This window comes from Luteimonas padinae (assembly GCF_014652935.1).
Lineage (GTDB): Bacteria > Pseudomonadota > Gammaproteobacteria > Xanthomonadales > Xanthomonadaceae > Luteimonas > Luteimonas padinae.
Map to the genome: position 1 here is coordinate 1 of NZ_BMZT01000021.1, position 4,853 is coordinate 4,853.

3 protein-coding genes are annotated in these 4,853 nt (G+C 57.4%); all 3 read left to right on the forward strand.

Features of this window, described 5'->3' with window-relative positions:
- The first annotated feature begins 146 nt into the window (after positions 1-146).
- The 3 genes from IE168_RS14910 to IE168_RS14315 all read left to right on the forward strand — a co-directional run bounded on the left by IE168_RS14910 (position 147) and on the right by IE168_RS14315 (position 2,405).
- Positions 147-563, forward strand: a complete 417-nt coding sequence (locus IE168_RS14910) for a GNAT family N-acetyltransferase (protein ID WP_386659168.1) — start codon at positions 147-149, stop codon at positions 561-563.
- A 246-nt stretch (positions 564-809) separates the two neighbouring features.
- Positions 810-1,628 (forward strand): hypothetical protein, encoded by an 819-nt coding sequence (locus IE168_RS14310; protein ID WP_189499468.1) that lies wholly within the window; start codon positions 810-812, stop codon positions 1,626-1,628.
- Between the two features lie 150 nt (positions 1,629-1,778).
- Positions 1,779-2,405: a rhomboid family intramembrane serine protease gene (locus IE168_RS14315; protein ID WP_229823619.1), complete on the forward strand. Its 627-nt coding sequence runs from the start codon at positions 1,779-1,781 to the stop codon at positions 2,403-2,405.
- Positions 2,406-4,853 lie beyond the last annotated feature (2,448 nt).

Genomic DNA, 4,853 nt, shown 5'->3' on the forward strand with positions numbered 1-4,853 from the left:
TCACATACACCAAGATCAAGTGATTCAGGTGTTAGGGCCCAAGTGGAGTCAGACCGGCCGTGGAAATTTCTTCTCTTACAAGCTATCCCTCTGCAATAGGAACCATTGCCGGCTGGTACTACGAAGCATGGGGCCGTGAAGACGGAATGTCGCTAGAAGTAGAGCACCGAAAGTTAACGCGGAGCTTCACTGGCAAGTCGTTTCCATATACCTACTTGGCTCTTGTAGACGGTCAGCTAATAGGTGCTGCGCAGCTCAAGTTGCAAGAAATGAAGGAGTTCCCGGCGCTAGCTCATTGGCTGGGAAACGTCTATGTGGTGGCATCAGCCCGAGGTACTGGAGTGGCTCAAGCGCTGGTGTCTCATGTGGCCGCGGAGGCACAAGATCACGGAATTGAAAAGCTCTACCTGCAGACGGAAGATCTGTCTGGAGGTCTGTACTCTCGCTGCGGTTGGACCGCTCTGACTCACACACAGAGTCATGGTAAAGAAGTGCTAATTATGGAGCGTCGGTTGGGCCCTAACAATTCATTCAAGCCGAACCCGCTTCGCGGGTCGGCTTAATTCAGGTGTTAGGCCCCATGTATCGAGTAATCCTTGCCTGCAGTGAAGTTCCTGAGCATGTCGGTGCTGTCGCTGCCCGGGACATCGCTGAAGAATTCGTGCACCGGCCTTGGCACCAGAACGTTCAGTGCACTTGGGACGGATCTCGGTTGCTGTTGCAAGCCGACAACGACTACGACACAGATGGCTCTGCTTTGAGGGATGAGTTCTCGGACGCCATCGCAGCGTGCATTGCGGAGGGGTTCAATGGCAGCATCACCGTCGTGTCGGTTGCAGCACGGGCTGGGGCCTAACAATGCGTTCAAGCCGAAGCCGCTTCGTTACGCAAAGCACATGGCAGGTACAGCTTGCCATGTGCTTCGCTTCACTACGCGTCTCGGCTTAACTTGGGTGTTAGGGGGCGCAGTGCCAGCATTCACTCGAACCACTAAAGAAACTAAAGAGCTGGCGGAACGCCTCTACTTCGACATCCAAGAAGAGTTGTTCCGCCGTGAGACCATCAACTCAGAGGCCTACGATAAGGCGATTTTGACTTACTCGTCAGGCGCCCTTGCTCTTTCGCTTGGCTTCCTGAAGGATTTTGCACTTGGCGCAAGCTCAACTCTGGTGACGCTGTTGTTCGTCTCGTGGTGCCTGTTCGTACTGGCAATCTTTAGTACGACCCTTTCCTTCATCCTTGGAAAGCTCGCAACCGTCAGGCAGCTCGAGAAAGCTGAGCTCTATTACATCCATGGCCACAACCCAGCCATCGACATGCCCAACAAGTGGGCCGCACCCGCAAATATCGCAAACTGGACCTCTGGTTTTGCGTTCGCAGTCGCAGCACTCTTAACTGCAGTTTTTATGTTTTCAACTCTCAAGGAGAAGAACATGAGCAGGAACAACCCGCCGCCTGGTGTCGTTGAGAAGATCATCTCGGGACAGACCGGCATCATCAAGTCCGTTGATCCAACGCGTATGGTGCGACTTCCGGACCCGGTAGATCCTGCGCCCGCCCCACAGCCGGCGCAATCGCCAGCTCCTGCAAATCCTGCGCCGTCTGGGAACCCCGACAGCGCCCCCTAACAAATCGTTCAAGCCGAAGCCGCTTCGTTACGCAAAACACATGGCAGGTAAATCTTGCCATCTGTTTCGCTCCACTACGCGTCTCGGCTTAACTCTGGCGTTAGATGTCCGAGGCGCCCTACTGCGAGCGGCTGGAGCCCTCCGGAATCCATGAAAAGCACTCAAATCCCATACATCACCATCATCATCTGCCTGACGACCCTTATCTATTCCATGGGCGTCGCGCTTGCCGTGAGTGGCAATTTGATGGGAAGTGTAAGAATCACTCAGTTAGAGCCCTACGGTGGTGTTACATTCGCGCACCTAGAGAACCTTGAGTTGTGGCGGTTACTCGCCTCGCAGCTAATACACGTCAAGCAATCGCACATGCTGTTTAATGTGCTGTCACTCGCCCTGCTGGGGTTCTTTTTAGAGCGACGCGTCCACGGCTTCATGTTCTTTCTGCTTTGGTTTATAGCCGGCGTCGCCGGAACTCTAGTGGGCACGCTCTTTGTAACACCGCCGTGGAATTTGGGAACAGGCGCGTCTCAAGCAGTCCTAGGCATAGCCGCGTTTGGTCTCGCCTTGTTCCTCAGAGGCGCTATCCAGTCAAGAGCGTTCCTAATAGTTCTTTGCTTCTCGCTTATACCTGCATTTGCTCTTGACTTCATATATGCCGGATACCCTAAGCCCGGACATGTGGTGCCGCTGCTGATAGGTGGCATTGCAGGTTTTGTGCACTGCAGGCAGCCTAGCAAGGCATTGCAGCACGCACCTCCGCGTGCTGGCGGCGTGTAAGCCGCAGTTTGTGTTCATTGCTGCTCCGTGCTCCCATCTAACAATTCGTTCAAGCCGAAACCGCTTCGCGATTCGGCTTAACTCTGGCGTTAGGCCGCATGGCAGCCGTTCTCGCAATCGTCCAGCTCGCTCTGGTGCCGATCCTGCTGGCGGTAGCTCTGGCTGTGCGTTTTGCCGGCGGCTCAAAGCCACTCAACGTCGTGGACTACGCTCGCGTGGCTGACCCCGTGGCGCTGCATCGCTGGGCAGGAACCAGGCTTCTTCTCTTGCCGGCAGCATTCCTGGTCGGAGGCTTCGCTTCGTACCTTTTTCCTGGTCTGGCTCTGCTGTTCCTTGGAGGGGCAACAGTCGCGTGCCTTTGCGTAGCGGTCTGGCTTGCACTCGGCGCTGAAAGATTCCAGAGTGCGGCTTACGCCAACCACATGGCAAAGAAAGCTTGCCATGTGGTCGGCTCCACTGCGCGGCGCGGCTTAACTTAGGCGTTAGGGGCTACTGAAATGGCATCGCAAGCTTTGTACCTCGGTACCGTTCTTCTCGCTGCTGTGCTCGGAGGCTGCGCGAGCGCGCCTGCAGGGCCATGCAGCTCCCTCGGCACTTCAGCCTGCGGAGACCAAGCGGCGAACGTTGCCAGAGACGTTGCGGGTTGGCACAACGCACAGCACCCAACTTGCCCCTATGTACGGCCCATCTCAGCGGAGATCCTCCGGCGTGAGAGGGGTTCAGTCGTAGAACACTGGAAGATAGAGGCATGCGATGCCAAGGAGTTCACCTACCGCGCCTATCTCATGCCGTCGGCGGGTGCGCTCACCGTGATGGTCTCGGACGTGCGCCCCGATGATCGCGCAGCCGCCCCCTAACCATTCATTCAAGCCGACGCCACTTCGTGGCGCGGCTTAATTCAAGTGTTAGGCCTTGTTTCCCGCACTGTTGTTGTCGGGTTCCAGGCAATCTGTAACGCCTCGCTTATCCGCAGCGTTTGCACCTCGCACGCGCGGTGCAGGCATCGCCAGTCAGCCCTACAGCACCTCGGCTTCGGACGGGCGCGACTCTTCGCAAGATTCGACTTGCCGGGTCGGCTTCGGGCCGTGCGCGGTGAGAGTTCTTGGCCGCGCGCATGGTGCGTTTCGGCAGCACCAGACACGGCGCTTGTTGTACTGTTCGCCTCAGGGGTTGGGCTGCCGCACGTCGGGCGCAGGTGCCAGGGAACGGCGGCCTAACGAGTGGTGTTAGGCCTTGTTTCCCGCACTGTTGTTGCTGGGTTCCAGGCAATCTGTAGCGGCTCGCTTATCCGCAGCGTTTGCACCTCGCACGCACGGTGCAGGCATCGGCAGTCAGCCCTGCAGCACCTCGGCTTCGGACAGCTGCGACTCTACGCAAGATTCGATCGGCCGAGTTGGCATCGGACAGGGCGCTGTGAGAGTTCATGGCCGCGCGAGTCGACGGTTCTGAGTTCGGCCCCGGCAGCGCCAGCCTGAGGCCGCTCGGCCAGACTTGATGTACTGTTCGGCGCAGGGGTTGGGCTGTCGCAAGGTCGGGCGCAAGCTCGTCGTGCGGCGGCCTAACAAGTCGTTCAAGCCGAAGCCGCTTCGTTACGCAAACCACATGGCAGGTAAAGCTTGCCATGTGGTTCGCTTCACTACGCGTCTCGGCTTAACTCTGGTGTTAGGCCTCACAGGAGAGATCCGTGCAGAACAGCCCAAAAATCACCCCACGAAGCGCGCTCGTCGCTTTCTCGGTCGCGCTCTTGGGGGCGATTACAGGAATTCTTCTTGGGCCGGGCATTGTCGCGCAGTTCTCTGGGGCGCCGGTCTGGGTGCTTCCTGCTGTCATGTGCTCGGCTACCTTGTTGGCTCTTATCGCAGCCGCAGTTGCATTCAAGCTTTCAGCTGGTGGTCGCACAAGTGGGCGTAACAAGCCCGCGCGTGAGGCCTAACAATTCGTTCAAGCCGAAACTACTTCGTTACACCAAAGGCATGGCAGATAAAGCTTGCCATGCCTTTGGCTCCACTACGCAGTTCGGCTTAACTCGGGCGTTAGGCCGCAGAGATGAGGCGCAGTATCCACATACCCGCATTTGCTGCGCTCGTCCTAGCGTGCTGTAGCACCGCTGGCGTGCTGTGGTGGCTCTGGCGGCGCAGTCAGCTCCTACCTGGAGACATTCGCTGCAATCACGGTGGGCACTCCGTTCTTGCTTGTGACACCGACTTTGGCAACTACGCAACGGTCGTCGTGCTGGTTGCTGCACCTTTGCTCACGTGGCTCGCACACAAGGCCTTCTTTACAAAGTTCAGGCGTCGTGGGTAGCCTGCGGCCTAACTATTCGTTCAAGCCGAAACCGCTTCGCGGTTCGGCTTAACTCAAGTGTTAGGGAAGGTCTGATCAAAGCGCCCTGAAGCTTGGATTTCAGCGTCGAGCGCTCGATCGACCTCGATTTGATCAAAGTTGCGC